Source organism: Hydrogenophaga sp. UC242_53, from assembly GCF_042696965.1.
Classification (GTDB): Bacteria; Pseudomonadota; Gammaproteobacteria; order Burkholderiales; family Burkholderiaceae_C; genus Hydrogenophaga.
Genome location: NZ_CP170552.1, coordinates 907062 through 933160, shown reverse-complemented (window position 1 = coordinate 933160; position 26099 = coordinate 907062). Strand labels below are relative to the sequence as shown.

At 68.2% G+C, this 26099-nt stretch carries 20 protein-coding genes, 1 tRNA gene and 6 pseudogenes; 13 read left to right on the top strand and 14 right to left on the bottom strand.

Features of this window, described 5'->3' with window-relative positions:
• Positions 1–4 precede the first annotated feature (4 nt).
• Positions 5–250, top strand: coding sequence for a TIGR02281 family clan AA aspartic protease (locus ACFJI0_RS04870; protein WP_382325509.1), 246 nt, complete (start codon positions 5–7; stop codon positions 248–250).
• Here the strand turns inward: ACFJI0_RS04870 and ACFJI0_RS04865 are convergent.
• The 4 genes and pseudogenes from ACFJI0_RS04865 to ACFJI0_RS04850 all read right to left on the bottom strand — a co-directional run bounded on the left by ACFJI0_RS04865 (position 251) and on the right by ACFJI0_RS04850 (position 2961).
• Positions 251–623: pseudogene (locus ACFJI0_RS04865) on the bottom strand (RidA family protein). It abuts the gene before it with no gap.
• A pseudogene (plsY, locus tag ACFJI0_RS04860) lies at positions 620–1245 on the bottom strand (glycerol-3-phosphate 1-O-acyltransferase PlsY). The pseudogenes ACFJI0_RS04865 and plsY overlap by 4 nt, the downstream one beginning before the upstream one ends.
• Before the next feature lie 61 nt (positions 1246–1306).
• Positions 1307–1798: an aminoacyl-tRNA deacylase gene (locus tag ACFJI0_RS04855; RefSeq protein WP_382323627.1), complete on the bottom strand. Its 492-nt coding sequence runs from the start codon at positions 1796–1798 to the stop codon at positions 1307–1309.
• A gap of 117 nt (positions 1799–1915) precedes the next feature.
• A pseudogene (locus tag ACFJI0_RS04850) lies at positions 1916–2961 on the bottom strand (aldo/keto reductase).
• A gap of 114 nt (positions 2962–3075) precedes the next feature.
• Here ACFJI0_RS04850 and ACFJI0_RS04845 point away from each other — a divergent pair.
• Positions 3076–3759: an OmpA family protein gene (locus ACFJI0_RS04845; RefSeq protein ID WP_382323626.1), complete on the top strand. Its 684-nt coding sequence runs from the start codon at positions 3076–3078 to the stop codon at positions 3757–3759.
• Positions 3760–3865: 106 nt separating this feature from the next.
• Here ACFJI0_RS04845 and ACFJI0_RS04840 read toward each other — a convergent pair.
• From ACFJI0_RS04840 to ACFJI0_RS04820, 5 genes and pseudogenes are all read right to left on the bottom strand, one after another.
• Positions 3866–5279: pseudogene (locus ACFJI0_RS04840) on the bottom strand (gamma-aminobutyraldehyde dehydrogenase).
• Between the two features lie 75 nt (positions 5280–5354).
• On the bottom strand, positions 5355–6161 hold the full coding sequence (locus ACFJI0_RS04835) for an ABC transporter permease (RefSeq protein ID WP_382323625.1): 807 nt from the start codon (positions 6159–6161) through the stop codon (positions 5355–5357).
• Positions 6151–7107, bottom strand: a complete 957-nt coding sequence (locus tag ACFJI0_RS04830) for an ABC transporter permease (protein WP_382323624.1) — start codon at positions 7105–7107, stop codon at positions 6151–6153. The genes ACFJI0_RS04835 and ACFJI0_RS04830 overlap by 11 nt, the downstream gene beginning before the upstream one ends.
• Positions 7104–8120 (bottom strand): ABC transporter ATP-binding protein, encoded by a 1017-nt coding sequence (locus ACFJI0_RS04825; RefSeq protein WP_382323623.1) that lies wholly within the window; start codon positions 8118–8120, stop codon positions 7104–7106. Before ACFJI0_RS04825 ends, ACFJI0_RS04830 begins: the two co-directional genes overlap by 4 nt.
• A 131-nt stretch (positions 8121–8251) precedes the next feature.
• Entirely contained in the window at positions 8252–9298 is a 1047-nt protein-coding gene (locus ACFJI0_RS04820) for an ABC transporter substrate-binding protein (RefSeq protein WP_382323622.1), read from the bottom strand.
• 347 nt (positions 9299–9645) lie between these two features.
• Here ACFJI0_RS04820 and ACFJI0_RS04815 point away from each other — a divergent pair, with 347 nt between their 5' ends.
• Positions 9646–10566 carry a LysR substrate-binding domain-containing protein gene (locus tag ACFJI0_RS04815; protein ID WP_382160305.1) on the top strand — a complete coding sequence of 307 codons (921 nt, stop codon included), beginning with the start codon at positions 9646–9648 and terminating at the stop codon, positions 10564–10566.
• 420 nt (positions 10567–10986) lie between these two features.
• On the opposite strand, the gene ACFJI0_RS04810 is transcribed toward ACFJI0_RS04815, so the two are convergent.
• On the bottom strand, positions 10987–12732 hold the full coding sequence (locus ACFJI0_RS04810; protein ID WP_382323621.1) for an acyl-CoA synthetase: 1746 nt from the start codon (positions 12730–12732) through the stop codon (positions 10987–10989).
• Between the two features lie 35 nt (positions 12733–12767).
• Here ACFJI0_RS04810 and ACFJI0_RS04805 point away from each other — a divergent pair, with 35 nt between their 5' ends.
• The 7 genes from ACFJI0_RS04805 to aqpZ all read left to right on the top strand — a co-directional run bounded on the left by ACFJI0_RS04805 (position 12768) and on the right by aqpZ (position 20148).
• A complete protein-coding gene (locus ACFJI0_RS04805; protein WP_382323620.1) occupies positions 12768–13685 on the top strand; it encodes an alpha/beta fold hydrolase in 918 nt (305 codons plus the stop codon).
• A gap of 43 nt (positions 13686–13728) precedes the next feature.
• Positions 13729–14292 carry a hypothetical protein gene (locus ACFJI0_RS04800; RefSeq protein WP_382323619.1) on the top strand — a complete coding sequence of 188 codons (564 nt, stop codon included), beginning with the start codon at positions 13729–13731 and terminating at the stop codon, positions 14290–14292.
• Positions 14293–14371: 79 nt separating this feature from the next.
• A protein-coding gene (gene prfB / locus ACFJI0_RS04795; RefSeq protein WP_382160317.1) for a peptide chain release factor 2 occupies positions 14372–15476 on the top strand; the annotation gives its coding sequence in 2 pieces (ribosomal slippage) (positions 14372–14452 and positions 14454–15476; 1104 coding nt in all).
• Between the two features lie 3 nt (positions 15477–15479).
• Positions 15480–18176 carry an aminopeptidase N gene (gene pepN / locus ACFJI0_RS04790; protein ID WP_382323618.1) on the top strand — a complete coding sequence of 899 codons (2697 nt, stop codon included), beginning with the start codon at positions 15480–15482 and terminating at the stop codon, positions 18174–18176.
• Between the two features lie 14 nt (positions 18177–18190).
• The gene (locus ACFJI0_RS04785; protein WP_382323617.1) at positions 18191–19198 is read left to right on the top strand and encodes a class 1 fructose-bisphosphatase; all 1008 of its coding nucleotides are present in this window, start codon (positions 18191–18193) and stop codon (positions 19196–19198) included.
• Between the two features lie 28 nt (positions 19199–19226).
• Positions 19227–19302, top strand: a tRNA-Thr gene (locus tag ACFJI0_RS04780).
• 141 nt (positions 19303–19443) lie between these two features.
• Complete coding sequence (gene aqpZ / locus ACFJI0_RS04775) at positions 19444–20148, top strand: aquaporin Z (RefSeq protein ID WP_382323616.1); 705 nt, start codon at positions 19444–19446, stop codon at positions 20146–20148.
• A gap of 19 nt (positions 20149–20167) precedes the next feature.
• On the opposite strand, the gene ACFJI0_RS04770 is transcribed toward aqpZ, so the two are convergent.
• Genes ACFJI0_RS04770 through ACFJI0_RS04760 form a run of 3 tightly spaced genes read right to left on the bottom strand, consistent with a single transcriptional unit; the run spans position 20168 to position 22546 of the window.
• Positions 20168–21160 carry a Bug family tripartite tricarboxylate transporter substrate binding protein gene (locus tag ACFJI0_RS04770; protein ID WP_382160327.1) on the bottom strand — a complete coding sequence of 331 codons (993 nt, stop codon included), beginning with the start codon at positions 21158–21160 and terminating at the stop codon, positions 20168–20170.
• A gap of 37 nt (positions 21161–21197) precedes the next feature.
• Positions 21198–21998 (bottom strand): alpha/beta fold hydrolase, encoded by an 801-nt coding sequence (locus tag ACFJI0_RS04765; RefSeq protein WP_382323615.1) that lies wholly within the window; start codon positions 21996–21998, stop codon positions 21198–21200.
• On the bottom strand, positions 21995–22546 hold the full coding sequence (locus tag ACFJI0_RS04760; RefSeq protein WP_382323614.1) for a cupin domain-containing protein: 552 nt from the start codon (positions 22544–22546) through the stop codon (positions 21995–21997). The genes ACFJI0_RS04765 and ACFJI0_RS04760 overlap by 4 nt, the downstream gene beginning before the upstream one ends.
• Positions 22547–22697: 151 nt before the next feature.
• Between ACFJI0_RS04760 and ACFJI0_RS04755 the strand changes: the two are divergent.
• Positions 22698–22802, top strand: a pseudogene (locus tag ACFJI0_RS04755) (hypothetical protein); the annotation flags it as partial.
• Between the two features lie 46 nt (positions 22803–22848).
• Positions 22849–23637 (top strand): LysR substrate-binding domain-containing protein, encoded by a 789-nt coding sequence (locus ACFJI0_RS04750; RefSeq protein ID WP_382323613.1) that lies wholly within the window; start codon positions 22849–22851, stop codon positions 23635–23637.
• A gap of 12 nt (positions 23638–23649) precedes the next feature.
• Here ACFJI0_RS04750 and ACFJI0_RS04745 read toward each other — a convergent pair.
• Positions 23650–24898, bottom strand: a pseudogene (locus ACFJI0_RS04745) (NAD(P)/FAD-dependent oxidoreductase).
• Positions 24899–25119: 221 nt separating this feature from the next.
• On the opposite strand from ACFJI0_RS04745, the gene ACFJI0_RS04740 reads away from it, so the two are divergent.
• Positions 25120–26091, top strand: a complete 972-nt coding sequence (locus ACFJI0_RS04740; protein ID WP_382323612.1) for a porin — start codon at positions 25120–25122, stop codon at positions 26089–26091.
• The last annotated feature ends 8 nt before the right edge of the window (positions 26092–26099 follow it).

Sequence of the window (26099 nt, the reverse complement as noted above, 5' to 3'; positions counted from 1 at the left end):
TCCGATGCCAACCGCATCCAGCTGGACTACACCAAGGGCCGCAAAGTGGGTGTTGCGCACCGCCAATGGCCGCGTCGTGGGCCATCAGGTGCAACTGGACTCGGTGCGCGTGGGCGATGCCCAGGTGTACGGCGTGGCGGCCATCGTGCTGCCGCAACCCATGAACTACATCCTGCTGGGCAACAGCTTTCTCACGCGCTTCCAGATGCAGCGCCACAACGACCAGCTGACGCTGGAAAAACGCTATTGATCAGGCCGCGTTCTGCGCGGCGGTGACCACGATCTCGATGCGCCAGGCCGGGTTTGCGCAGCGCGGCCTGCACCGTGGCGCGCGGCGGCGCGGTGCCCGGCACCACCCAGGCGTCCCACACCTCGTTCATGGCCGCGATGTCGCGGATGTCGGTGAGGTAGATCTGCGCGCGCAGGATGCGCGACTTGTCACTGCCCGCTTCGAGCAGGCGCTGCTGCACCTGCTCCAGCACGTCCTGCGTCTGGCCCGCGATGTCGGTGTCGCCGCGCTCGGGCACCATGCCCGCGAGGTAGACCACGCCGTTGAACACGGCGGCCTCGCTGTAGCGCGCGGCCATGCCGATGCGGGTGATGTCCTTGTGCAGATCGCTCATTTCTTCTTCGCTCCCAGTTTGCTTTCGGTGCCGGCCAGCAGGCGGTTGATGTTTTCCGAATGCCGCCACACCAGCAGCAGGCCCATGACGGCCAGGCTCAGCACCTGCACGCCCGGTGCGTCCCAGGCCACCCGGTTGCCGAGCAGGAAGTAGGCCGGCGCGAAGACCGCCGTGACGATGGAGGCGAGCGACGAATAACGGAAGAAGATGGCGATGATCAGCCAGGTCGCGAGCGCCGCCAGCCCCAGCCAGGGCTGGAACGCGAGGATCACGCCCGCGGCCGTTGCGCAGCGCCCTTGCCGCCCTGGAAGCGGAAGAACACCGGGTACAGGTGGCCCAGGAAGGCCGCCAGGCCCACCAGCGCCACCGTGCCGTCGCCCAGGCCATAGGCCTCGCCCCACCACTTCACCGCCATCACGGGCAGCCAGCCCTTGAAGGCATCGAGCAGCAGGGTGATGACGGCCGCCGCCTTGTTGCCCGAGCGCAGCACGTTGGTGGCGCCCGGGTTCTTGCTGCCGTAGGTGCGCGGGTCGTTCAGCCCCATGAGGCGGCTCACCAGCACGGCGAAGGACAGCGAGCCGATCAGGTAGGCGGCCAGCGTGGCCAGCAAGGGGTAGGTCATGAAGAAAGCTCCTCGTTCTCGTGGGGCCGCCGCGTCTGTGCGCGAAGCCGTGTCTGGGCGGCTATTCTGCCAGCGCGCAGTTCACCGACTTGGCGCCCAGGGGACCGGCGAGCACCGCCGGATCGATGCCGACGAGAAAACCCCGGCGCCCGCCGTTGATCCAGATCTTTGGCAAGGTCAGCACCGTGGCCTCCACCCACACCGGCATGTCGCGCTTGAGGCCGAACGGCGAGGTGCCGCCCACGAAGTAGCCGCTGTGCCGGTTGGCGACCTCGGGCTTGCAGGGCTCGACCGACTTGGCGCCGATCTGCCGCGCGAGGTTCTTGGTGGAGACGGTGCGGTTGCCGTGCATCAGCACCGCCAGCGGCCTGGCCGCCTCGTCCTGCATGATCAGCGTCTTCACCACCGCGAAGGGGTCGAACCCGAGCACCTGCGCGCTGTGCTGCGCGCCACCGTGCTCCAGGTACTCGTAGGGGTGCTCGGTGAACACCACGCCATGCGCCTTGAGCCAGGCGGTGGCGGGCGTTTCACTCACGTGCGATTTTTTTGCCATGGAGGATTTTCAGGTCCGCAGTGGCTTCGGCCAAGGATGCCGTGGAACCGGCTTTGCCGGGCCACTGGCATCGCCCCCTTGAGGGGGTCGCGCGAAGCGCGGCGGGGGGTGTTCCGATCACTGCGCGGGGTCGCGGCTCTCCCAGCGGATCGCATCGATCGCCGCCAGCAGCTCCGGCGAGAGCTTCGTGTCCCAGGCGTCCAGGCACTCGTCGAGCTGGGCCAGCGTGGTCACACCGATGATGGTGCTGCGCACGCGCCGGTTGGTGTAGCAGAAGGCCAGCGCGAGTTGCGAGGGCGTGAGGCCGTGTTCTCGCGCCAGCGCGTTGTAGCGGCGCGCGGTGTCCAGCGCTTCGGGCCGGCCCCAGCGCTGCTTGCGCATCGATTCGTAGATCGCCATGCGGCCCGCGTTGCCCACCAGGCCGGTCTCGTCGTACTTGCCGCTCAGCAGGCCAAAGCCCAGCGGCGAATACGCCAGCAGCGACACATCCAGCCGGTGGCAGGTTTCGTCGAGCCCGTTCTCGTAACTGCGGTTGATCAGGCAGTACGGGTTCTGCACCGTTGCGCACGCGCGGCAGGCCGTGCTGCTCGGCCAGGCGCACGAACTCGTGCACGCCATAGGGGGTCTCGTTGGACAGGCCGATGGCCTTGACCTTGCCGGCCTTCACCAGCTCGGCCAGGGCTTCGAGCTGTTCGAGCACGGAGGGCGCGGGCTTGTCCTTGGCCGGGTCGAAGTAGATCGCGCCAAAGGCCGGCACGTTGCGCGCGGGCCAGTGGATCTGGTAAAGGTCGATCACCTCGGTCTGCAGGCGGCGCAGGCTGGCTTCGCAGGCTTCGATGATGCCGGCCTTGCTCACCTCGGGGCGCAGCCAGGGCATGCCGCGCGCCGGCCCGGCCACCTTGGTTGCGCAGCACCAGCTTGTCGCGCGCGCCCGGCCGCTTGGCGAACCAGTTGCCCAGGATGGTTTCGGTGGAGCCGCTGGTGTCGGCGCGCGCCGGCACCGAGTACATCTCGGCCGCGTCGAGGAAGCTGATCTCACGCTCCAGCGCGCGATCCAGGATGCGGTGCGCGGTGGCTTCGTCCACCTGCTCGCCAAACGTCATGGTGCCCAGGCAGATCGGGGGCACGCGCAGCGCGCTGGTGCCCAGTGGTACGTTCTTCATGCAAGTATTTGTAAATAGGAACTGAAGGAGGTTTCGGCTGAAACCCGTAGGGGTATAAGTTTAGGGTGCCTTGCACGTCTCAATCGACCTTCAACCAAGCAGTGGAGAAAAACCATGTCCAACTTCAACATCCATCTGACCCGAGGCCTGACGGTCACCACACTCGCCGCGGCGCTCGCCCTGGCCGGTTGCGCCAACATGAGTGAAACGCAAAGCGGCACCGCCAAAGGCGCCGGCATCGGTGCCGTCGCGGGCGCCCTGCTCGGCGCGGCCACCGGCGGCTCCAAGGGCGCGGCCACGGGCGCCGTGCTCGGTGCAGGCGCGGGCGCGGTGGGTGGCTATGTCTGGTCCAACAAGATGCAGGAGCAGAAGAAGCAGATGGAGGCCGCCACGGCAGGCACCGGCATCGGCGTGAGCCAGACCAGCGACAACCGCCTCAAGCTCGACGTGCCGGCCGACGCCGGTTTCGCCACCGGCCGTTCGACCGTGAGCCCTACGCTGCAGAACGTGCTCAGCCAGTTCGCCGGCACGCTCAACGCCAACCCGGTGACCGCCGTGGCGATCGTGGGCCACACCGACAGCACCGGCAGCGACGCCGTGAACAACCCGCTGTCCTTCGACCGCGCCAACGCCACGCGCGACTACCTCGTGGCGCGCGGCGTCGCGGCCAGCCGCATCGCCACCGACGGCCGAGGCTCGCACCAACCGGTCGCGGACAACAGCACGGCCCAGGGCCGCGCCGCCAACCGCCGCGTAGAGATCTACGTGGCCGAACCCGCACAAACCGCAGCGCGCTAAGTCGGAGCGAGGCAGCCCCAACCAGTGACACCGAGGATCCGGCTCCGCCGGTCCCAGGTGTCGCCCCCCTTTCAGGGGGGTCGCGCGCAGCGCGGCGGGGGGTGCCTCACAGCCTCGCCATCACGTGGCGTGCGACCGTGTAGTCCTCCAGCGCGTACATCGACATGTCCTTGCCATAGCCGCTGGCCTTCATGCCACCGTGCGGCATCTCGTTGGCCAGCATGAAGTGGGTGTTGATCCAGGTGCAGCCGTACTGCAGCTTGCGCGCCACGCGCAGCGCGCGCGACACGTCCTGCGTCCACACCGATGAAGCCAGGCCGTACTCCGAATCGTTGGCCCAGGTCACGGCCTCCTCGGGGTCGGTGAAGCGCGTCACCGACACCACCGGCCCGAACACCTCGCGGCGCACGATCTCGTCGTCCTGCCGCGCCCCCGCGATCACCGTGGGTTCGTAGAAGAAACCGCTGCCCGAGCGCATCTTGCCGCCGGCGGTGACTTCCATGTGGCCCAGCATCTGCGCGCGCTCCACGAAGCTCGCCACACGGTCGCGCTGGCGGTCGGTGATCAGCGGGCCCAGCTCCACGCCCGCCTCGTCCTGCGTGCCCATCTGGATGGTCTTGACCGCGCTGCTGAGGTCGGCCACCAGGCGGTCGTACACCTTGGCGCCTGCGTAAAGCCGGCAGGCCGCCGTGCAGTCCTGCCCCGCGTTGTAGTAACCGAAGGTGCGGATGCCCTCCACCACCGCGTCGATGTCGGCGTCGTCGAACACCAGCACCGGCGCCTTGCCGCCCAGCTCCAGGTGCGTGCGCTTGAGCGTGCCGGTGGCGGCCTGCAGGATCTTGCGGCCGGTGGACACGTCGCCGGTGAGCGAGACCATGCGCACCAGCGGGTGCTCCACCAGCGGCTGGCCCACGCTGGGGCCGCGCCCGCAGACCACGTTGAACACGCCCTTGGGCAATATCTCGGCCACCACGCGCGCGAGCATCAGCGTGGTCAGCGGCGTCTGCTCGCTGGGCTTGAGCACCACGGTGTTGCCGGCCGCCAGCGCGGGCGCGCATTTCCACGCGGCCATCATCAGCGGGTAGTTCCAGGGCGCGATCGAGCCGACCACGCCGATGGGGTCGCGCCGGATCATGCTGGTGTGGCCCGGCAGGTACTCGCCGGCCACCGAGCCCGTCATGCAGCGCGCCGCGCCCGCGAAGAAGCGGAAGCAGTCGACGATGGCCGGGATCTCGTCCTCCAGCGCGCGCAGATACGGCTTGCCGCAGTTGAGCGACTCCAGCCGAGCGAACTGCTCGGCGCGCTGTTCGATCGCGTTGCGCAGCCTTGAGCAGCAGGCGCGAGCGCTCCATGGGCGTGGTCTCGCTCCAGCTGTCGAACGCGCGGCTGGCCCCCAGCACCGCCTTGTGGATTTGCTCGTATGAGGCCTCGGGCACCTGCGCGATCACGTCGCCCGTGGCCGGGTTCAGCACGCGCTCGCGCTCGCCCTCGCCGGCCACGAACTGGCCGTCGATGAACAGCTCGGTCGATATCGGGACTTGGAAATCGGGGGTCTTGCCCATGGTGGTCTCCGTCGGGGTGGAAGGGGTTCGGGCTCAGCGCCCGTTGGGTTGTTCGTCGGCGCGCGTGAGGACATACGCGGCCAGGATGGGGATGAAGGTGAGCGCGATGATGACCACCGCCACCACGTTGGTGACCGGCCGCTGGCGCGGGCGGATCAGCTCCTGCAGCATCCAGATCGGCAGCGTGGTCTGCTGCCCGGCGGTGAAGGTGGTGACGATGACCTCGTCGAAGCTCAGCGCGAACGCCAGCAGGCCACCGGCCAGCAGGGCCGAGCCGAGCTGCGGCAGGATCACGTAGCGGATCGTCTGGAAGCTGTCCGCGCCCAGGTCCATCGAGGCCTCGATCAGCGAAGGGCTGGTGCGCCGCAGCCGCGCCACCGCGTTGTTGTAGACCACCACCACGCAGAAGGTGGCGTGACCGACCACGATGGTCCAGAAGCTGAACGGGATCTCCATCGTGTGGTACGCGGTGCGCAGCGCGATGCCGGTGATGATGCCGGGCAGCGCGATCGGCAGGATCAGCAGCAGCGAGATCGCGTCGCGGCCGAAGAAGCGCGTGCGCGCCAGGCCGGCCGCCGCCAGCGTGCCCAGCACCATCGCCAGCGCGGTGGCGATCAGCGCGACGCGGAACGACAGGCCGATGGCGGCCCACACGTCCTCTCGCGCCCAGGCCGCGGCGAACCATTGCGTGGTGAGGCCCGGCGGCGGGAACACGTAGCTTTTGTCCTCGGCGCTGAAGGCGTAGAGGATGATGAGCGCGAGCGGGATGTGCAGGAACAGCACGCCGGCCCAGGTCGCGGCCTTCAGGCCCCAGCCGGCGCGGGACGGGTCAGAGCGCATCGAAAGCCCCCAGGCGTTTGGCGATCCACAGGTAGACGCCGATGACCACGATGGGCACCAGCGAGAACGCGGCGGCGAAGGGCACGTTGCCCGCCACGCCCTGCTGGCGGTACACCACCTGGCCGATGAACAGCGTGGAGTCGCCGATCACCTGCGGAATGATGTAGTCGCCCAATGTGAGCGAGAAGGTGAAGATGGAACCGGCCGCGATGCCCGGCATGGCGAGCGGAAAGATCACCTTCCAGAAGGTGGTGCCGCCGCGCGCGCCGAGGTCGCTGGAGGCTTCGAGCAGCGAGCCCGGGATGCGCTCGATGGCGGCCTGGATCGGCAGGATCATGAAAGGCAGCCACATGTAGACGAAGACGATGAAGGTGCCCAGGCGCGAGAACGAGAGCGAGTTGCCGCCGATGCCGGGTGTGGACAGCACGAGATCGAGTAGCCAGGTCATGTGCACCTCGGCCAGCACCCAGGAGATCGCGCCCTCCTTGGCCAGCAGCAGCTTCCAGGCGTAGAGCCGCACCAGGTAGCTGGACCACAGCGGCAGCATCACCGCGATGTAGAGCAGCGCCTTCTGCGGGCCGCGCGCATACCGCGCCATGTAGTAGGCGATGGGAAAGGCGATGAGCCCGCAGGCCAGCGTGACGCTGACCGCCATGGCGACGGTGCGCAGCACCACGTCCACGTTGGCGGGGTCGGTCATCTCGCGGAAGTTCTGCAGCGTGAAGCGCGTGCGGTCCACCACGCCGGAGAACTCGTCGAGCGCGAAGAAGCTGTTGGCCAGCAGCGCGAACAGCGAGCCCAGGTAGATCGCGCCGAACCACAGCAGCGGCGGCCCGAGCAATGCGGCCATCAGCAGGCCACGGCGGGTGTAGAGCAGGTCCGAAAGCCGGCGCAGCGCGCCGCCACGCGGCACCCGCGGCGGGGAGGCGGACAGGGCCAGGCTCATGGCGCCGCGCCTGGCTGCAGCGGGTGCACCGCATCGGCCTGCCAGTGCAGGTGCACCGTGTCGCCCGGCGTGGGCAGCTCGGGGTGCAGCTCGGGGTTGAGGTCCACCGAGATGGCCTCGCCGCCCCAGTCCACCCGCACGCGCGAGAACGAGCCGAAGTACTGCGCGTCGATCACCGCGCCGCTCAGGCGCGCCTGCGGCGAGGGGCCCAGGCGGATGCGCTCGGGCCGAAGCATGACGCTGTCCACCCCCGCGATCTCGCGCGCCCGCGCGCCGTCGAACACATTGGCCGCGCCCACGAACTCGGCCACGAAGCGCGTGGCCGGGCGGTTGTAGATGGCCTGCGGCGCGCCGACCTGCTCCAGCCGGCCGTTGCTGAACACGCCGATGCGGTCGCTCATGGACAGCGCCTCGTGCTGGTCGTGCGTGATGAAGAGGAAGGTGATGCCCAGCTGCCGCTGCAGGGCTTTCAGCTCGGTCTGCATCTGCTCGCGCAGCTTGAGGTCGAGCGCCCCCAGCGGCTCGTCGAGCAGCAGCACCTGTGGCTGGTTGATCAGCGCGCGCGCCAGCGCCACGCGCTGGCGCTGGCCACCCGAGAGCTGGCCCGGGCGGCGCTCGCCCACGCCCGAGAGCCGCACCAGGTCCAGCATCTGCTCGGCACACGCGTGCCGCGCCGACTTGTCAACGCCCTGCACCATCAGGCCGTAGGCCACGTTGTCGCGGATGTTCATGTGCGGGAACAGCGCGTAGTCCTGGAACACCGTGTTCACCGGCCGCGCGTACGGCGGCAGGTGCGACACGTCCTGCCCGCCGATGAGGATGCGGCCCGAGGTCGGCAGCGTGAAGCCGCCGATCATGCGCAGGCAGGTCGTCTTGCCCGAGCCCGAGGGCCCGAGCAAGGTGAAGAACTCCCCGCCTTCGATGGTGAGGTCCACGCGGTCGACCGCGCGCACGGCCTGCGCGCCGCTGCCGAACACGCAGGAAACCGATTCAAGGGTGACGGCAGTGGTCATGCAACAAGGTCAGAAGAAACAGCACGAGAGAAGAGGCGCTTCATCCAGAGATGCCGAGGAACCGGCTTTGCCGGGCCTCAGGCATCGCCCCCTCGAGGGGGTGGCGCGAAGCGCCGCGGGGGTGTGCCGCGTCAGCGGCCTCCCAATACCGCGATGTAGTCCGACACCCACTTGTGGTACGGCACGCAGTTGTTGTTCTGCGTCGTGCACTTGCTCGTGGGCGTCTTCCAGAACGAGATCTTGTCGAAGCTGTTGTAGCCCTGGTTGGCACAACCCTGGTCGCCCAGCAGCTTGTTGCCCTTGCAGGCCGCCGGCACCGAGGGCACCGAGCCGAACCAGGCCGAGAGGTCGCCCTGCAGCTTGGTGTTGAGCGAGTGCTCCATCCACATATAGGCGCAGTTGGGGTGCTTGGCGTCGGCGTGCAACATGGTGGTGTCGGCCCAGCCGGTGGCGCCTTCGACCGGCACCACGGTGGCGACCGGGCGGTTCTTGCTCTTGAGGATGTTGGCCATGAACTGCCAGCTGCTGGAAGCCACCACGCCTTCGTTGGTGAAGTCGTCGATCTGCACGAAGGCGTCGTGCCAGTACTTGCCCACCAGCTTGCGCTGGCCGCGCAGCAGGTCCAGCGCGGCCTTGTACTGCGCCTCGTTGAGTTCGTACGGGTCCTTGATGCCCAGGGCCGGGTTCTTCTTCATCAGGTAGAGCGCGGCGTCGGCGATGTAGATCGGGCCGTCGAAGGCCTGCACGCGGCCCTTGTTGCTCTTGCCATCGGGCAGCGTGGTTTCCTCGAACACCACGTTCCAGCTGGTGGGTGGCTTGTCCTTGAAGACGGTGGTGTTGTACATGAGCACGTTCCAGCCCCACTGGTAGGGCGTGCCGTAGTGCGTGTTGTTCACGTAGTGCCAGGGCGCCTTCTGCAGGCGCGGGTCCACGGTCTTGTAGCTGGGGATCAGGTCGACGTTGACGGGCTGCACGCGCTTGCCGGCGATCAGGCGCATGGAGGCGTCGCCCGAGGCGGTGACGAGGTCGAAGCCGCCTTCGTTCATGAGCGCGACCATTTCGTCGGAGGTGCCGGCGGTCTTCACGTTGACCTTGCAACTGGTCTTCTTCTCGAAGTCGGTGACCCAGTCGAAGTTCTTGTCGGTCTGGCCGCGTTCGATGTAGCCCGCCCAGGCCACGATATCGACCTGGCCTTCGCCTTTGCCCAGTTTCTTGAGGGCCGATTGCGCCTGCGCGGCGGGGGCCAGGGCCGGCCAGGGTGAGGGCCGTCGTCAGCAGACCCGCGACGGTGCGGGCGAGGGGGCGTTGTGCGAGTTTCATGGATCGATCACCTATGGGTTGATAGCGGTTTCAGAAACGCAGCCCACCGCCCGGCGGGCCGACTGCAGCGCATCGTAGGAAGGCCGGCCCGGCTTTCAAAATTCAATATTGCTGCGGTAAGCTATCTCGAAAATAGAGAGCAAGGGTTTACCCATATCTTTTTTGCACCGCAACAGGGCAGCTCCCTGGCGTGGTGCGCACCAGCATGAACCGGCACATCACGCTCAAGCAGTTCCGCTACTTCCTGGCGGTGGCGGAATCGGACTCCGTGGCCGCGGCCTCGCGCATGCTGAACATCGCGCAGTCGGCGATCACCAAGAGCGTGCTGGAGCTGGAGGATGGTCTGGGCCTGGTGTTGTTCGAGCGCAGCCCCAAGGGCATGCGGCTGACGCCGGAGGGGCACCGCTTTCTGGTGAAGGCGCGGCGGGTGATCGGCGCGGTGGCGGACGCCACGCGGGGTGTGCACCAGGGGGCGACGCCCTTGGCCGGTTCGCTCACGATCGGGGTGACGAGTCTGGTGGCGGGGTATTACCTGTCGGAGGTGTTCGCGCGGTTCCGGCGCACGTGTCCGGGGGTGGATCTGCAGGTGGTGGAGGACGCGCCGCCGTTTCTGGAGCACCTGTTGATCAATGGCGAGCTGGACATCGCGATCATGGTGAGCAATGCGCTGGGTGAGCCGCAGGCTTTGGTGGCGGAGACGCTGACGCGTTCACCGAACCGGGTGTGGATGGCGGCGGACCATCCGCTGGCGTCGCAGGCGGAGGTGGGGTTGGCGGAGTGTGTGCAGCACGATCTGGTGGTGTTGCAGGCGGACCGGATCGAGTTGTTGATGCGCAGTGTGTGGGCGCGCCATCAGCTGAAGCCGCGCACGGTGTTGCGCACGTCCTCTTTGGAAGCGGTGCGTTCGTTGGTGGGGGTGGGGGCGGGGTTGGCGGTGCTGCCGGATTTTCTGTACCGGCCTTGGACGCTGGATGCGGAGCACGTGGAGGTGCGGACTTTGCGCGATGCCGTTCCTACCGTCGATGTGGGGCTGGTGTGGCGGCGGGGGTCCCAACCTCGGGCGGAGGTGTTGGAGTTCATCGAGGTGGCCCGGGATCAGTCTCGGTCTCGGCGGCCTGTGGCCTAGTTTTTTTCTTGCCTGGGTTTCTGGCCTGGACCTCGCGCTGCCGGATGGCGTGGTCCGCGTTCTCCGGCGCTGCTCGCGGACGGCTGCCCGGGTTCGCCACCGTTACCTCGTCAACTCCACCCCCTCACTCAGCCTCTGTGGCAACCGCGAATGGGCGCCTGCGCCCGCGAACCCCACCATCCGTCGAGAGGGAGGGAATGGAACGCCATTCAAGTGAAACTTGAATTCAACCACTTGAATGCCAACCATGCCACTGGGTCGATGGTGCGGGTGGCTGGGCGCAGGCGCCCATTCGCGGTTGCCACAGAGGTCGTGCGCCCACCCGGTGTTGATGAGGGGGTATGGGCATGCCCGGGAAGTCGCCCGCGAGCAGCGCCGGAGAACGGCCACCCGCACCAGCGGCCCCGCGCAAACGCACCGCTAGGAACGCAGGCGCGCCCTATCCTCCTCCAACACCCGCAAAACCCGCCGCTGCACCTTCCCCGTGGTCGTCATGGGCAAAGCATCGATGAACTCGATCTCCTTGGGGTATTCGTAGGGCGCCAACATCCCCTTCACATGCAGCTGAAGCGCCTTCACCAGCGCATCGTCCCCGGCGCACCCCGGGGCCAGCACCACAAAAGCCTTCACCAAAGCCCCCCGCTCGGCATCCGGTTTCGGCACCACCGCCGCATTCGCCACCGAAGCGTGCTTCACCAGACAGTTCTCGATCTCGCTCGGCCCGATGCGGTACCCCGCCGCCTTGAACACATCGTCCGCCCGCCCCTGGTACCAGAGATAACCCTCGGCATCGCGCGTCGCCAGATCGCCCGTGCGGCACCAGCTGTCCGCCGGATCGCCCGTGTACTTCGCGCGCGTCGCCCCCTCGTTCTTCCAATACCCCAGAAAAAACACCGGATCCGGATCGCCATGCCCATCCAGCCGGTGCACCGCCACATCCCCCGGCACCCCCACCGGGCATTCCCGGCCCTCATCGTCCAGCACCGCCACCCGGTGCCCGGGGTAAGCCTTGCCCATGCTGCCCGGCTTCGCCGGCCACAACGGCGCGCAATTGCCCACGATGTAATTGATCTCGGTCTGGCCGAACATCTCGTTCACCGTCACGCCCAGCTGATCGCGACACCACGCGAACACCGCGTCCCCCACCGCCTCGCCCGCGCTCATCAGCGCCTGCAGCTTCAACCGGTAGCGCGGCCGCACCACCGGCACCGCCTTCATCATCGCCTTCAGCGCCGTGGGAAACAGGAAACTGTGCGTCACCCCATGCCGCTGCATCAGCTCGAACGCGAGCTCGGGGGAGAAGCGGCCGTTGTGGCCCACGATGGGCCGGCCGAAGTACAGCGTGGGCAACAGCGCGTCCATCAGGCCACCGGTCCAGGCCCAGTCCGCCGGCGACCAGAACACCGCTTTCGATGCCACCGAGGCATCGAACGGGTCGAAGCCGAACCAGTTCTGGCTGCACACGAAACCGCTCAGGTTGCCGATCAGCGCGCGGTGCGGGATCAAGGCGCCTTTGGGGTTGCCCGTGGTGCCGCTGGTGTAGATCAGCACCGCGGCCTCGTCGGCGTAAGTGTTCACGGGCACGAAGTCCGTGGGCTCCTGCGCCAGCAGCTCGCTCCAGTCCAGGTCGGCGCGCATGCCCTCGGGCGTGCCGTCGCCATCGAGCCCGATCACCGCGCGCAGCAAGGGGCAGCGCTCGCGCACGCCCAGCAGCGCGGGCAGCGAAGGCTGGTCGCAGATCGCCACCACGGCCTCGCTGTCGTGCAGGCGGTACTCCAGCGCGTCGGGGCCGAACAGCTGCGACAGCGGCATGCCCACCGCGCCCAGCTGCAGCACCGCCATGTAGGCCACGGCGGTCTCGAAGCGCTGCGGCAGGCACGATCGCACGCGGTCGCCGCGCTGCACGCCCAGCGCGGCCAGGGCGTTGGACAGGCGGTTGGCCTGGTCCATGAGTTCGGCATATCGGTGGTGGCGCGGCTCGCGGCCCGGCGCGCTGGCGATCACCGCCGTGCGCAAGGCGGTGGCGGGCCGCTCGGCCCAGCGCCGCATGCAGACCTCGGCGATGTTGAAATGCGTCGGCACCTGCCAGGCAAAGCGCCGGTGCAGGGGGTCGTAGAGGTCCCTCGGGGGCGTGGGGGACTTGTCTCTGGCTTGACTCGATCGCATGGCCGGTCTCCGTCTCGTTCTCTATGATCGATCGAATGTACCAAGCCCGGAAACCTTCCCGCACCGAGTTCGTCCCGGTGCGCCACCTGAACTACCACGTGCGCCAATGGGGCCAGCCCGATGCCACGCAGGCCCCGCTGGTGCTCGTGCATGGCTGGATGGACGTGTCCGCCTCCTGGCAGTTCGTGGTGGACGCGATGCGCGGCGATCGCTGGATCATCGCGCCCGACTGGCGCGGCTTCGGCCTCTCCAAGGCGGACGGCCCCGCGCCCGACAACTACTGGTTCCCCGACTACCTCGCCGACCTCGACATCCTGCTCGACCACTACGCCGGCGAGCGCGCGGTGGACCTCGTGGGCCACAGCATGGGCGGCAACGTGGCCATGATCTACAGCGGCGTGCGGCCCCAGCGCATCCGCCGCCTCGTCAACCTCGAAGGCTTCGGCATGCCCGAGACGCGGCCCGCGCAGGCGCCGGGGCGTTATGCGCAGTGGATCGATGAGGTCAAGGCCCTGCACCGGGGCGAGAACGGCCTCAAGGCCTACGGCTCGGTCGACGGCGTGGCACAACGCCTCATGAAGACCAACCCGCGCCTGCCGCGCGACAAGGCCGACTGGCTGGCGCGCCAATGGGCCGCGCCGAACGCCGAGGGCGGCTGGGAGATCCTGGGCGACGCGGCCCACAAGGTGGTCGGCGCGAACCTGTACCGGCTCGACGAGGCGCTGGAGCTGTACCGCCGCATCAGCGCGCCCGTGCTCTCGGTGACCGCCAGCGACGACAGCCTGGGCCTGTGGTGGAAGGGCGCCTTCACCCTGGCCCAGTACCACGAGCGCATCCAGGCCGTGCCCCGGCTGCGCAGCGCCGAGGTGCCCGACGCCGGGCACATGATGCACCACGACCAGCCCGAAGCACTGGCCGGCCTGATCGAGGATTTCTTCCAGGCCCCGGGCTGATGTACGGATTGTTGCAGTCGCAACGCGGGTGGCGTGCATACTTGTGACCTATGGTTTTCAGCTTGCCCACGACCCCAACCCGCCCCGCTCTTTCACGGCCCCTCGCACCTTCGCCCTGCTGGCGGCGCTGTCCTCGCCGGCCCTGGCGATCGACTGGACGCTGTGCCCCGGCATCAACGATCCCGTGGCCGAAGGTGCGACCGAACCCCGCTACGAGGGCTTTTTCTCACCCTACACGCACCACTGGTCGCACGATCCGGAGCACAAGCCGGTGTTCGCCTTCAGCCTGAGCCGCCTGCTGCCCAACGACCGCACCTGCGGCATCAGCCTGTTCCGCAACTCCTTCGGCCAGCCCTCGGCCTACGCCTTCGTGGGCAAGGCCTGGCCCGGCCTGCTGCCCAGCCAGCCCAAGGTGTATGTGTCGGTGACGGCCGGCATCCTGTACGGCTACGTGGGCCAGTACAAGGACAAGGTCCCCATGAACGTGGGCGGGTTTTCGCCCGCCATCATCCCGGCGGTGGGCTACCAGCTCTCGCCCCGGTCCGCCCTCGAAGTCCAGATCCTGGGCACCGCGGCCTTCATGGTCGGGGCGAAGTGGCGCTTCTGACATCGGACAGCGCCCGCGGCCCAGGGCCGGCCCGTGAGAAAATCGCCGTCTTTGTACACAGACAGCAGGAAACAGTCCCATGGAAGCCGAACGCAGCAACGCCATCCGAAGCCAGCTCGAAGACCTGACCACCCGAGTGGTCGAGCTCCGGAGGTATCTTTGACTACGATGCCAAGGCATCGAAGCTGAAGGAAGTCGAGTCCGCGCTCGAAGACCCGACGGTCTGGAACGACCCCAAACGCGCCCAGGACCTGGGCCGCGAGAAAAAATCCCTGGAAGACGTGGTGCTGGTGCTGGACCGCCTCACCGGCGAACTGGCCGACAACACCGAGCTGTTCGAGATGTCGAGCGAGGATGGCGACACCGCCGGCCTGGTCACCATCGAAGGCGAAGCCGCCAAGGTGGCGGCCGAGGTGGAGAAGCTCGAATTCCGCCGCATGTTCAACAACCCGGCCGATCCGCTGAACTGTTTCGTCGACATCCAGGCCGGCGCCGGCGGCACCGAAGCCTGCGACTGGGCCAGCATGCTGCTGCGCCAGTACCTGCGCTACGCCGAGCGCAAGGGCTTCAAGACCACCATCGAGGACGAGACCGAGGGCGACACCGCCGGCATCAAGAGCGCGACCATCAAGGTGGAGGGCGAGTACGCCTTCGGCCTGCTGCGCACCGAGACCGGCGTGCACCGCCTGGTGCGCAAGAGCCCGTTCGACTCCTCGGGCGGGCGCCACACCTCGTTCGCGTCCATCTTCGTCTACCCCGAGGTGGACGACTCGATCGAGATCGACATCAACCCGGCCGACGTGCGCACCGACACCTTCCGCGCCTCGGGCGCGGGCGGCCAGCACATCAACAAGACCGACTCGGCCGTGCGCCTCACGCACATCCCCACCGGCATCGTGGTGCAGTGCCAGGACGGCCGCAGCCAGCACAGCAACCGCGACGTGGCGTGGAAGCGCCTGCGCTCGCGCCTGTACGACCACGAACTGCGCAAGCGGCAGGAAGAGCAACAGAAGCTCGAAGACACCAAGACCGACGTGGGCTGGGGCCACCAGATCCGCTCGTACGTGCTGGACAACAGCCGCATCAAGGACCTGCGCACCAACGTCGAGATTTCCGCCACGCAGAAGGTGCTGGACGGCGACCTCGACCCCTTCATCGAAGCATCACTCAAACAGGGAGTTTGATCCATGAGCTCATTGCGTGAAGGCCCCACCACCGTGGTGCGCCGCGAGGACTACGCCGCCCCGGCCTACTGGATCGACACCGTCGATCTCGGCTTCGACCTGGACCCGGCCAAGACCCGCGTGCTCAACAAGATGCGCCTGCGCCGCAACCCGGACGTGCCGGCGCAGGCCTTGCGCCTGGACGGGGAAGACCTCAGCGTCGCGCGCGTGCTGGTCAACGGCGCGGGCTGCTCCTTCAAGATCGAAGGCACCCAGCTCGTGCTGGAGAGCCTGCCCGAAGGCCACGAACCCTTCGACCTGGAGATCTTCACGATCTGCGTGCCCGAGAAGAACACGCAGCTCATGGGCCTGTACGTGAGCCAGGGCACCTTCTTCACGCAATGCGAGGCCGAGGGCTTCCGCCGCATCACCTACTTCCTGGACCGCCCGGACGTGATGGCCAGCTACACCGTCACCTTGCGCGCCGACAAGGCGAAGTACCCGGTGCTGCTGTCCAACGGCAACCTGGTGGAAGAAGGCGCCCTGCCCGATGGCCGCCACTTCGCGAAGTGGGTCGATCCGCACAAGAAGCCGTGTTACCTGTTCGCCCTCGTCGCCGGCCAGCTGGTGGCGCGCGAGCAGCGCATCACCTCGCGCAGCGGTGGCAAGCACCTGCTGCAGGTCTATGTGCGTCCGGGCGACATGGACAAGACCGAGCACGCGATGAACTCGCTGATCGCCAGCGTGGCCTGGGACGAGGCCCGCTTCGGCCTGCCGCTCGACCTCGAGCGTTTCATGATCGTCGCCACCAGCGACTTCAACATGGGCGCGATGGAGAACAAAGGCCTCAACATCTTCAACACCAAGTACGTGCTGGCCAACGCCGCCACGGCCACCGACACCGATTTCGCCAACATCGAATCGGTGGTGGGCCACGAGTACTTCCACAACTGGACCGGCAACCGCGTCACCTGCCGCGACTGGTTCCAGCTCAGCCTCAAGGAAGGCCTCACCGTCTTCCGCGACCAGGAATTCAGCATGGACCTGTGCGCCGAGCCCTCGGCGCGCGCGGTCAAGCGCATCGAGGACGTGCGCGTGCTGCGCACCGCGCAATTCCCCGAGGACGCCGGCCCCATGGCCCACCCGGTGCGGCCCGACAGCTACGCCGAGATCAACAACTTCTACACCGTCACCGTCTACGAAAAAGGCGCCGAGGTGGTGCGCATGATGCAGACCCTGGTCGGCCGCGAAGGCTTCGCCAGGGGCATGAAGCTGTACTTCGAGCGGCACGACGGCCAGGCCGTCACCTGCGACGACTTCGCCCAGGCCATCGCCGACGCCAACCCCGAGAGCGACCTGCACCGCCTGCTGCCGCAGTTCAAGCGCTGGTACAGCCAGGCCGGCACGCCACACGTGCGCGCCGAAGGCGTGTACGACGCCGCCGCGCGCAGCTACACGCTCACGCTGTCGCAAAGCTGCATGCCCACGCCGGGCCAGGCCGCCAAGGAGCCGTTCGTGATCCCGGTCTCGCTCGGCCTGCTCAGCCCCGAAGGCCAGCAGTTGCCGCTGCAACTGGCGCACTGGACGCAGCCCGAGGCCGGCAGCCGCACCTTCGTGCTCACCCAGGCCAGCGAGACCTTCACCTTCGTGAACCTCGACAGCGCGCCCGTGCCCTCGCTGCTGCGCGGCTTCTCGGCGCCTGTGGTGCTGGAATGCCACTACACCGACGCGCAGCTGCTCACCCTGCTCGCGGCCGACCCCGACCCGTTCAACCGCTGGGAAGCCGGCCAGCGCCTGGCCCTGCGCCGCGCGCTCATGGCCATCCTGGCCGAAGGCCCCGCCCCCGATGCGCCGCTGGACGGCGCCTTCCTCGGCGCCATGCGCGATGTGCTGCGCCACCAGCACCTGGACGCCGCCTTCAAGGAACTGGTGCTCACGCTGCCGAGCGAAACCTACATCGCCGAACAACTGGCCGAGGTGGACCCGCAGCGCGTGCACGCGGTGCGCGAAGCCATGCGCGAACAGCTCGCCACCGCCCTGCAGGACGACTGGGCCTGGGCCTTCGAGAACCACAAGGACAACGGCGCCTACCACCCCGACCCGGTGAGCACCGGCCGCCGCGCGCTCGCGGGCCTGTCGCTCACCATGTTGTGCCTGGCCGCGCGCCACCAAGGCGACGCCGTCTGGCCGGGCAAGGCCTACCAGCACTTCAAGGACGCCGGCAACATGACCGACCGCTTCAACGCGCTGTCGGCCCTGGTGGTGAGCGAACACGCGCTCGCCCGCGACGCGCTGGCCCGCTTCCACGCCCTGTTCCGCGACGAGGCCCTGGTGCTCGACAAGTGGTTCGCCCTGCAGGCCGGTGCGCCCGACCGCGCGGGCAACGTGCTGCCGGCGGTGCGCAAGCTCATGGCGCACCCGGACTTCAACCTCAAGAACCCCAACCGCGCGCGCAGCGTGATCTTCAGCTACTGCAGCGCCAACCCGGGCGCCTTCCACCGCGCCGACGCGGCGGGCTACCTGTTCTGGAGCGAGCGCGTGGTCGAACTCGACGCCTTCAACCCGCAGGTCGCCGCCCGCCTGGCGCGCGCGCTCGACCGCTGGAAAAAACTCGCCGAGCCCTACCGCGGCGCGGCGCGCGAAGCCATCGCCCGCGTGGCCGCCAAGCCCGACCTGAGCAACGACGTGCGCGAGGTCGTCACCCGCGCCCTCGCCGACTGAAACGGAAAACCGACATGACCCAACGCATTTCCCTCACCCGCTACCTCGTCGAACAACAGCGCGTCGACGGCCTGATTCCCTCCCAGCTGCGCCTGCTGCTCGAAGTGGTGGCGCGCGCCTGCAAGAGCATCAGCCAGGCCGTGAACAAGGGCGACCTCGGCGGCGTGCTCGGCGCGGCGACCACCGAGAACGTGCAAGGCGAGGTCCAGAAGAAGCTGGACATCATCGCCAACGAGGTGCTGATCGAGGCCAACGAATGGGGCGGCCACCTCGCGGCCATGGCCAGCGAGGAAATGGACAGCATCTACGTGGTGCCCAACCGCTACCCGCAGGGCGAGTACCTGCTGCTGTTCGATCCCCTGGACGGCTCCAGCAACATCGACGTGAACGTCAGCATCGGCACCATCTTCAGCGTGCTCAGGAAGCCCGACGGCAGCGCCGGCGTGAGCGAGCAGGACTTCCTGCAGAGCGGCGCCCACCAGGTGGCCGCCGGCTACTGCGTGTACGGCCCGCAGACCACGCTGGTGCTCACGGTGGGCGACGGCGTGGCCATGTTCACCCTCGACCGCGAGCAGGGCTCCTTCGTGCTGACCCAGGAAAACGTGAAGATCCCGGCCGACACCAAGGAATTCGCGATCAACATGAGCAACATGCGCCACTGGGACGCCCCGGTGAAGCGCTACGTGGACGAGTGCCTGGCCGGCCAGGAGGGCCCGCGCGGCAAGGACTTCAACATGCGCTGGATCGCCAGCATGGTGGCCGACGTGCACCGCATCCTCACGCGCGGCGGCATCTTCATGTACCCCTGGGACAAGCGCGAACCGAACAAGCCCGGCAAGCTGCGCCTGATGTACGAGGCCAACCCCATGAGCTGGCTGATCGAACAGGCCGGCGGCGCCGCCACCAACGGCCGCGAGCGCATCCTGGACATCGTGCCCGGCAAGCTGCACGAGCGCGTCAGCGTGATCCTGGGCTCGAAGAACGAGGTCGAGCGCGTCACCGCCTACCACCGGGAAGCCTGATCCACATCGGGCTATAATCTTAGGCGTTGCCGGTGTAGCTCAGTCGGTAGAGCAGCTCATTCGTAATGAGAAGGTCGGGTGTTCGATTCATCTCTCCGGCACCAACAAACGCTGAAAGCCCGCCATGAAATCCATGGCGGGCTTTTTCTTTGGGGCGGCGCGGCCGTGCGTGCGCCCGTCGGAGTCGACCTAGAATCCGCCCACGCCCTGTGGCAACAGGCCGAACAACCCGACTTGGAGACAGCATGGAACACAGCAATCTGAAGAAGTGGTCTGCCGAATTTCTGGGGACCTTCTGGCTGACCTTGGGCGGCTGCGGCAGCGCGGTGCTGGCGGCGGCCTTTCCGCAGCTCGGCATCGGCTTCACCGGCGTCTCGCTGGCTTTCGGCCTCACGGTGCTGACCGGCGCCTACGCCTTCGGGCCCATCTCCGGCGGCCACTTCAATCCGGCGGTCTCGCTAGGCCTGGCGCTCGGGGGCCGCTTCCGCGCGGCCGAGCTGCCCGGTTATGTGATCGCCCAGGTGCTGGGCGCCGTGGTGGCGGCCGGCGTGTTGTACCTCATCGCCACGGGCAAGCCGGGCGCCAGTGTGGGCGGCTTCGCCACCAACGGCTATGGCCAGCATTCGCCCGGCGGCTACGGCCTCACGGCGGCGCTGATCACCGAGGTCGTGCTCACCGCCGTGTTCCTGCTCGTCATCCTCGGCGCCACCGCGAAACGCGCGGCCGCCGGCTTCGGCGGCTTGGCCATCGGCCTGTGCCTGACCTTGATCCACCTGATCTCGATCCCGGTGACCAACACCTCGGTCAACCCGGCGCGCAGCACCGGCCCGGCGCTGTTCGGCCCGGCCATCGCGCTGGACCAGCTCTGGCTGTTCTGGGTCGCGCCGATCGTGGGCGCCGCGCTGGGCGCGCTGATCTGGCGCTCGCTGCTGGCCACCGGCGACGACTGAGCCGGCCGGCCGGGCGGCCTCACTCCACGCGGATGTTGTTGGCCTTGGCGATCTTGCCCCACTTGTCGTATTCGGCGCGCGAGACCTTGGCGAACGCCTCCACCGAGGTGCCCATCGCCACGAGCCCCAGGCCTTCGAGCTTCTTCTGCACATCGGGCGTGTGCAGGATCTTCACGAGCTCGGTGTTGAGGCGGCCGATGATGTCCTTGGGCGTGCCCGCGGGCACGTAGAAGCCCTGCCAGCCATCGCCGTCGTAGCCCGGCAGGACCTCGCTCACGGCGGGAACCTCGGGCAAAGCCGAACTCCGCTTGGGGCTGGTGACAGCCAGCGCGCGCACCTTGCCCGAGCGCACCAGCGGCACGGCCGTAGTGGCCGGCTCGAACGCCAGCGGCACCTGGCCCGCCATCACGTCGGGCAGCGGGCTGCCCTTGTAGGGGATGTGGACCATGCTCACCTGCGCCATGTTGTTCATCATCTCCATCACCACGTGCGGGCCCGAGCCCACGCCCAGCGAGCCGTACTCCACGCCACCGGGTTTCGCCTTGGCCTGGGCCAGCAGATCCTGCAGGGTCTTGAAGGGCTGGTTGGGGCCGGTGATGAGCACATAGGGCACCAGCGCCACCTGGGTCACGGGGGCGAAGTCGCGGAAGGTGTCGTAGGGCAGCTTGGCGTAGACGTTGGGGTTGATGCCCATGATGGAGTTGACCGTCATGAACAGGGTGTAGCCATCGGCCGGGCTCTTGGACGCCACGTCGGCGCCGATGATGCCGGCCGCGCCCGCGCGGTTGTCGATGACGACGGGTTGCCCCAGCGCGCGGGACAGCGGCTCGCTCAGGATGCGGGCCACGACGTCGGGCGAGACGCCGGCGGCGAAGGGCACGACCACGCGGATCGGCTTCTCGGGCCACTTGCCCTGGGCGTGCAGCCGAGGGGCGACGCCGATCAGGGCGGCGGCGCCGAGGCCGGAGAGGATGTGGCGGCGGTTCGGGCCTGCGGGGAGTTGGGGGCTCATGGGGGTTTCCTGGTTCGGGGGCATGGGGCGGCAGGGCTCAGGCGAGCCAGGACCGCAGATGGGGAAGCAAGGCGTCGATCTGCTGCACATGGGGATAGTGCCCCCCGGCGGACAGCACGACGCGGTGGGCATGGGGGTAGCGCTGGCGCACCCGTTCGCGCACGGCGGGCGTGATGATGGCGTCGTCCTCGCAGTCGCAGAGCACGGTCTTCGTGGGCGTCGGCGCTGCGGGCAGGGGCGTCGACAGCGCCACCTTCAACAGCCGCTGGCGGAAGTCTTCCGCCGGCAGGCCGTGCTGGAGCATGTGCAGCTGCAGCTGGCGCAATTCGCTGTCGGGGCGGGCCAGGGTGCCGTCGCGCCAGCGCGCCACCACGTCGTCGCCACTGGCCGCGGTCAGCCAGTCGGGCGCGAACAGTGGGGACGCGGTCACGTCGGCCCCGTCGACGAAGGTGTTGCCCAGCCACAGCGCGCGCAGCGCGCCGGGGTGGCGTTGGGCGAAGGCCTGGGCCCACCACGCGCCATACGAGGAGCCCCACAGCGCCACGGGCCCGAGCGCCAGGTGGTCGATCAGGGCCAGGAGGCCATCGGCGAGCGCGTCGGGTTCCAGGCCGCTGGGGTAGTGCACCGTCAGCACCCGGGCCTCGACGTCCAGGGCTTGCGCGATGCGCCAGGCCACGTCGCCGTTGCCCAGGGCACCGGGCAAGAGCACCAGGGGCGGCGCGTCGCGCCGGTTGTCGCGAAAGCCCCAGCGGTGCCCTTGCGGGTCGGTGAAGGCGTGCAGGGGCCAGGCCTGGGTGAACGCCTTCAGGCCGGCCGGTGCGGCGAAATCCAGGCTCACGCGTACAGCCCCGCTTCGCGCAAGGTGGACTTGGCCTGCTCGGAGAAGTCCGCCTCGGGGGCGTCGCCGCTGACGACGACCAGCAGGAAATGCGATTGCTCGGGCTCGTGGTGGGTGATGTTCTCGAAGCGGCGGTTGACGCCGGGTGGGAACGACATGACGTCCCAGGGGCCGACGTCGAAATGCTCTTCACGGCCATCCAACTCCCAGGAGCAGCGCCAGGTGCCGGTGAGGGGCATGAAGGTTTCGTTGGTGTCGTGGTTGTGCATCATCGGGCCGTGGCCGGGCCGGGCTTCGCAGAAGCCCAGGTTGAAGCCCTCGCTGATGGGGATGGCCGCGTTCGCCGCCGCCTCGGCGCCCAGCGGCGAGACCACCTCCTGGCCGCCCTTGCCCTTGGGCGGCTGGAAGCCGACGGCGTTGTACAGCTTGCGGATGGCGCTGGGGTACTGGCTGTCGGGCAGGCCGCCGTCGAAGCCTTTCAAGTCCTTGAAGTAGGCCACGCGTTTGCGCATCTCTTCGCGCGTGACTCGGATCTGGGGAAGTGCCATGGGGTCTCTCTCGGTTGGGGGTGGGACACGCGGCGAAGTATGAAAGCGTGACTGCGCATGCTGCAATCGCGCAAACCGATGGCACCGATCAGCCCCCGCGATGAAGGCCATGGGTTTTCCCCTAGGCCCCTGAGCGCACCCGGTCAGGCGAATGCAGGCACCATCCCTGGCCATGAAGCTGCCGACCCTCGATCTCCCTCTGCTGCTCGCGTTCGACGCCCTGATGCGGGAGCGCCATGTCACCCGCGCGGCCGAACGGCTGGAGGTGGGCCAGTCGTCCATGAGCGCGTCGCTGGCGCAAATTGCGCGACCTGTTTCAGGACGAGTTGCTGATGCGCGCGGGCACCGGCCTGGTGCCCACCGAACGCGCCATGGCCCTGCTGCCCCGGATGCAGGAAGCGCTGGCCGCGATGGAGCGCGTGCTGGAGCCCGCCACGCCGTTCGACCCCGCCACGGCGCAGCACACCTTCCGACTGATCGTCATCGACTACATCGACCTGCTGGTGATGCCTTCGGTCATGCGCCGGCTGCGCGAGGAGGCGCCCGGCGTGAAGATCCACGTGCTGCAGACCAACCCGAAACACTTCGGCGAAATGATGGCGGCGGGCGAGCTGGACCTGGCCATCACCTACTTCCCCGACGCGCCCGACTACCTCAAGGGCCGCAACCTGTTCGCCGACCGCTTCGTCACCATCTGCGCGCGCGAGCACCCCGCGATCACCGCGTCGCTGGATGTGGCGGCTTTCTGCGCGCTGCCCCATGTGACCATCGAGCCCGACCTCGCGCAGATCTACAACGTACAGATCGACGCCGCCTTGCGCCCCCATGGCGTGAGCCGCAACGTGCACATGATCAAGCCCAGCTTCCTGGCCCTGCCCTTCGTGCTGGAGACCTCCGACATGGTGGCCTGCGTGCCAGTGCGCCTGGCCCGGCGCATGACGCAGATGGCGCGCATCGACATGTTCGACATCCCGCTGGAGCTGCCGCTGTTCGATGTGCGCATGCTGTGGCACCCGCGCACGCAGCACGCGCCCGCCAACGAGTGGCTGCGCCGCGTGGTGGTGGAGTGCGCGCAGGCGGTCGCGCGCTGAAGGCGCGAACGGCTAGCCGAACCGGGCCGGCGAAAACGGCCGCACGTCCACGCGCGGCGTGGCGCCGGTCATCATCGCCGCCAGCAGTTCCCCCGTCACCGGCCCCAGCGTGAAGCCCTGGTGCCCATGGCCGAAGGCGCACCACAGGCCGGGCACCGAGGGCACGGGGCCGAAGACGGGTTTCATGTCGGGCATGCAGGGGCGCGTGCCCATCCAGGGTTCGGGGTCCACGCGCTCGCCGAGCGGGAAGCTCTGGCGCGCGATCGCTTCGGCGGCATCGATCTGCGTGGGTGTGCGCGGCGCATCGGCGTTCGCGAGTTCGGCGCCGGTGGTCAGGCGCAGGCCGTCCTTCATGGGCGCGACCACGTAGCCGTATTCGGCATCGATGACGGTGCTGTTCAGGGTCTGGCCCGGCAGGCGCGCGTAGTGCATGTGGTAGCCGCGCTTGGGAATCATGGGCGCGGTGTAGCCGAAGCGCGAGGTCAGTTGCAGGGTCCACGGGCCCAGCGCCACCACCACCTGCGGCGCCGAGAGCGTGCGCCCGTCGGCCGTGTCCACCTGCCAGCCGCCCGAGCCGCTCTGGCGCAGGCCCAGGGCGTCGCCCAGGTGCACCGCGCCACCGCGTTGTTCGAACAGGCGCGCATAGGCCTGCACCAGGTCGCCCGGGCTGCGGATGCGCCACGGGGTCGGTCCAGCGCACCGCGCCGGCGAACTCGCCCACCAGCGCGGGCTCTTCGCGCGCCACGTCCGCGCCCGTGAGCTTGAGGTGGTGCACACCGGCCTGGGCGCGCTCGTCGGCCACCTCGAAGAATTCGTGCAGTTCGCGCTCGCTGCGGTAGAGCATGAGGTAGCCCTGCCCCGCCACGAGATGCTCGGCGCCCGCGTCGCGCATCAGCGGCGCGTGTGTGTCCAGCGAGAGCGCGATCAGGGTCTCGTACTCGCGCGAGATCCGCTGGTAGGGGCCGGGCGCCGAGTGGCGGTAGTAGGACCACAGCGGGCCCAGCATGCGCGCGGCATCGCTGGCGTGGTAACGCACGTCGACGCGCTGGTTGGTGGCGCCCGACAAGAGGAAGCCGAGGTCGCGCGGCAAGGCATAGGGTGCGATGGCTTCGCGCTGGATGATGCCGGCGTTGCCGTAGGACGTTTCGAGCCCTGGCGCGCGGCGATCGAGCAAGGCGACGGACTGGCCCCGGGCCTGCAGGTGCAGCGCGCAGCCCACGCCAACCATGCCCGCGCCGAGAACGATGATGTCGTGTGTCATGGTGCAGGTCATTCTAGTTGCTGCTCTTTTTTATGGCGCGGTGATGACAGCCCTGGCACATCGCAGGGCCATGTGTTGTATCTCGGGGCAAACCCTCTTGCGGGCGGCCGATGTCACAGAGTTTTCGCCGCGCTTCGATGAAATACGAAGGACTTCCTGCATGGTGCAGGGAGCAAGGGGACCTCCACGGGTCCCCCGTGCAATTTCATCGGAGCATCCACATGAAGAAGAGCCTCGTCGCTCTGGCCGTTCTGGCCACCACGGGCGCCGCCCTGGCGCAGTCCAACGTCACGCTGTACGGCCGCATCGACACCTCGGTCGGTTCCAACAAGGTCAACGGCGTGAGCAGCACGCAGATGTTCAGCGGCAACCTGACCTCCACCCGCTGGGGCGTGCGCGGCAGCGAAGACCTGGGCGGCGGCCTCAAGGCCATCTTCGGTCTGGAGCAAGGCTTTGACAGCAGCGCCGGCACGCAAGCCGCCGGCAGCGCGTTCGACCGCATGTCCATCGTCGGCCTGAGCGGCGGCTTCGGCACGCTCAAGCTCGGCCGTCACGACACCTCGTTCGACGACATCCGCGACCTGAGCATCAGCAGCAACCTCTGGGACTCGGAATTCAGCCCGACCAAGATCGCCTACACCGCCGGTGTGGCCGACTACTCGAGCCGCGCCAGCAACCAGCTGCGCTACGAATCGCCCTCCTTCGGCGGCTTCAGCCTCGGCGCCAGCTACGGTCTGGACGAAGACTCGACCGTGAAGGCCGACACCACCGCGTTCAACCTGCGCTACCGCGCCGGCAACCTGGACGTGGGTGTGGGCTACCAGGAGCAGAAGGCCAACAACCGCGAGTACACCACCGTCGGTGGCGCGTACAACTTCGGCGTGGCCCGGCTCTCGGCCGGCTACAACCGCGCTGAAATCAAGAACGGCGCCAGGGCCAATGGCTACGCCATCGGCGTGAACGTCCCCGTGGGCAACCTGGACTTCTCGGTGGGCTACGCCTACAGCAAGGCCGAGAACACCGCAGGTGCCACGACCGCCAAGGGTTCCGCGCTGTCCGCTGGCGTGACCTACGCGCTGTCCAAGCGCACCCGCGTGTACGGCGCCTACCTCGACGGCGACGTGGAGAACGGCGCTGGTGTCACCACGACCGACCGCCGCATGTACTCGGTCGGCGTGCGCCACGACTTCTGATTTCCCGC

Coding starts and splice junctions, on each gene's coding strand:
- ACFJI0_RS04870 (WP_382325509.1), top strand. CDS start 5: ATGCCAACCGCATCCAGCTGGACTACACCAAGGGCCGCAAAGTGGGTG.
- ACFJI0_RS04855 (WP_382323627.1), bottom strand. CDS start 1,798: ATGGCAAAAAAATCGCACGTGAGTGAAACGCCCGCCACCGCCTGGCTC.
- ACFJI0_RS04845 (WP_382323626.1), top strand. CDS start 3,076: ATGTCCAACTTCAACATCCATCTGACCCGAGGCCTGACGGTCACCACA.
- ACFJI0_RS04835 (WP_382323625.1), bottom strand. CDS start 6,161: ATGCGCTCTGACCCGTCCCGCGCCGGCTGGGGCCTGAAGGCCGCGACC.
- ACFJI0_RS04830 (WP_382323624.1), bottom strand. CDS start 7,107: ATGAGCCTGGCCCTGTCCGCCTCCCCGCCGCGGGTGCCGCGTGGCGGC.
- ACFJI0_RS04825 (WP_382323623.1), bottom strand. CDS start 8,120: ATGACCACTGCCGTCACCCTTGAATCGGTTTCCTGCGTGTTCGGCAGC.
- ACFJI0_RS04815 (WP_382160305.1), top strand. CDS start 9,646: ATGAACCGGCACATCACGCTCAAGCAGTTCCGCTACTTCCTGGCGGTG.
- ACFJI0_RS04810 (WP_382323621.1), bottom strand. CDS start 12,732: ATGCGATCGAGTCAAGCCAGAGACAAGTCCCCCACGCCCCCGAGGGAC.
- ACFJI0_RS04805 (WP_382323620.1), top strand. CDS start 12,768: ATGTACCAAGCCCGGAAACCTTCCCGCACCGAGTTCGTCCCGGTGCGC.
- pepN (WP_382323618.1), top strand. CDS start 15,480: ATGAGCTCATTGCGTGAAGGCCCCACCACCGTGGTGCGCCGCGAGGAC.
- ACFJI0_RS04785 (WP_382323617.1), top strand. CDS start 18,191: ATGACCCAACGCATTTCCCTCACCCGCTACCTCGTCGAACAACAGCGC.
- aqpZ (WP_382323616.1), top strand. CDS start 19,444: ATGGAACACAGCAATCTGAAGAAGTGGTCTGCCGAATTTCTGGGGACC.
- ACFJI0_RS04770 (WP_382160327.1), bottom strand. CDS start 21,160: ATGAGCCCCCAACTCCCCGCAGGCCCGAACCGCCGCCACATCCTCTCC.
- ACFJI0_RS04760 (WP_382323614.1), bottom strand. CDS start 22,546: ATGGCACTTCCCCAGATCCGAGTCACGCGCGAAGAGATGCGCAAACGC.
- ACFJI0_RS04740 (WP_382323612.1), top strand. CDS start 25,120: ATGAAGAAGAGCCTCGTCGCTCTGGCCGTTCTGGCCACCACGGGCGCC.